Consider the following 2384-nt stretch of genomic DNA (forward strand, 5'->3'; position numbering starts at 1 on the left):
CCCTTTTCGATCTCGAGAATCTTGCCGCAGTAGAGGGCGTTGTTCGCGATCCAGACTTCGCGACCCCAACCTTTTGGTTCGACGTGTATTGGCGGCCGGGCCAATCCCTTCAGTTGCTCAACCTTTTCGCTAACCTCAATCTTCCGTGTATTCATTCTCGACCTCTGACCTTTCCCCTTTCGGCGTGTCGAGCCAACGCTGCCCCCTTCATCTTTCTGATCAGTGAGCGCCTTCCTTTGACAACACAACGGGCACGGTTCGGAAAAGAATTCGAAGATCTCTGCCGATCGACTGATCTCTGATGTATTCCATGTCGAGACGTACGCGACGAGCGTAGTCTCCAATGTCGCTCCTCCCGCTGACCTGCCATTGACCGGTCAAGCCGGGCTGAACCGAGAGGAGCAGAGAGGCGTAATCGCCATATTTCTCGATTTCCGCAGGGACCACCGGGCGAGGACCAACCAAGCTCATTTCTCCCTTAAGCACATTGATGAGCTGAGGAATTTCATCGAGACTCAGCTCGCGCAGAATGCGGCCTACGGTGGTGACGCGCGGATCTTCACCCTTGGGCAGCTTGTAGTTACTCTCGATATATCTTCGATAGAGCTCGCCATCTCCCCTTAGAATCTGCTCTGCGTCGCAATGCATTGTACGGAACTTGTAAATATAGATTCGCATACCAGACTTTCCGACTCGCTCCTGACGAAAAAACACCGGCCCTGGGGAAGACATTTTTATGAGCGCCGCAATTAAGACGGTTAGCGGGGCGGAAACGAAGAGCAAGATCGCCGCGCCAAGGAAGTCCAGCGCTCGCTTCAGGAACGCGTCCGCTCCGGTCAGCGCACCGGATCGCAACGTGATCAAAGGCACGTTTCCAATGCGGCCCAACGCCAACCTGAAGAGAGAGGTATCGAAGATGCCGGGGACGATATGTGCCGCGTTCGCTCGTTCAAAGAGCCGCGGAAACAGGCCAGCGACGTCTGTGCCGATATCAGCGGCCGCGACAAAGACCTCGGCGGTGTCGCGAGTATCTTCTTGCTGGCCTTTATCGACCGCTACCCTATCCAGGTCGGTCGAATCGATTTCAGTGGGGTCGAGTAGCCGGACGAGCGTATATGGCTCCGGGCAATAGTTGTCCAACAAGAACTCCCTGAGCCAGGTCGCCTGCCTACCGTTCCCCACAACAACTGCGGTGCGACGAATGCCGCGGTGGCGGGATATACGAAGTACCGCGGCCCTTTCACCGCAATCGCGAAGCACAATCAAGAGACCGCCCAGCAACATGTATGCAAAAGCAAACAGGCGACTGACTTCGTCCAGCTTGAATACGAAGATGACCAATGCCGATGTCGCAACCCACAGGAATCCTGCCAGTAGCAACCGACCGACATGACCAGCGGAGGCATCGGGCTGTTCTGCTTGGTGAATTCCTATGTATCCACTGACCAAATTCCAGCCTACTAAGGTGGAAAGAAACAGCACTAGGTACTGGGGAGGCCAGCCCGCAATGTCGGAGTTAGTGGGCTCTGGCCATATGAAGAGATTCGATCTGCTCGCTATCGTCGCGATCGAGCTGGTGACTGCAAACGCGCCAGTGAGGCCGACGAAATCGAGACTACGAGATAGAGCGCCCTGAACCTTGTCCACTCTCAAAGCGCCAATTGGCATATATCCATGACTATCGGCGCGGACTCGAGCCGCTCCTGGCGCCGAGGCCTTTCATATTCACCGTCCCACGCTGGAGAGCCGATCGATGTCGGAAGGTGCGACCGCGGATGGATTGCCTGGCGACCGACCATACAAGGGCGTTTGAAATGGCTCTTCCCCAAAGGAGTTGGGTTTTCCTAGCAGAGCGTCGCAGACGCTCTTAACCGTGCGGTAGCTGATCGCATTCATGCATCGGGGCGAGCCACGCGCTTTCTCAAATCCCAGACTCAAAAACCCGCACCCGCTCGTCCGCGCCTCCACCACGATCGCTTTCTCACCGATCGGTCCCCACCGACGGGGACTGCTGGGCCCATGCAACGCGACCAAGGAAACGCCCAGAGCCGCGGCCATGTGCATCACACCTGTGTCGACCGACACAACCAGGTCCGCGCGCGCGAGGAGTCGCAGTGTTTCGCGCAGACTCAAGCCCGCGGCGTTCCTCATTCGAGAGCGTAGTGCCGGGTTCACCGCATTGATGACTGAATTGTTCAGCTCTCGCTGGTCGGCAGCTGCGGTAAACACCACGTCATAGTGATCGATGGCCAGGTCTTCCGCGAGCGCCGCCCACCGCCCCACGGGCCACAGCTTGTGCCTGGCGGCACTACCACCGGGCCACAAGTGAAGCACGACGAACCGCCGGGCGAAATCATATACCTTCTGGTTTTCCTCCGGATCAC

2 protein-coding genes are annotated in these 2384 nt (G+C 57.3%); both read right to left on the reverse strand.

Going from position 1 to position 2384, the window contains the following annotated elements:
* Positions 1-219: 219 nt before the first annotated feature.
* Complete coding sequence (locus VGI36_11250; GenBank protein HEY2485720.1) at positions 220-1647, reverse strand: sugar transferase; 1428 nt, start codon at positions 1645-1647, stop codon at positions 220-222.
* Between the two features lie 78 nt (positions 1648-1725).
* Positions 1726-2384, reverse strand: a 659-nt coding sequence (locus VGI36_11255; protein HEY2485721.1) for a glycosyltransferase family 9 protein, incomplete at its 5' end; no start/stop codon positions are given.

Source organism: Candidatus Binataceae bacterium, assembly GCA_036495685.1.
Taxonomy (GTDB): Bacteria; Desulfobacterota; Binatia; order Binatales; family Binataceae; genus JAFAHS01.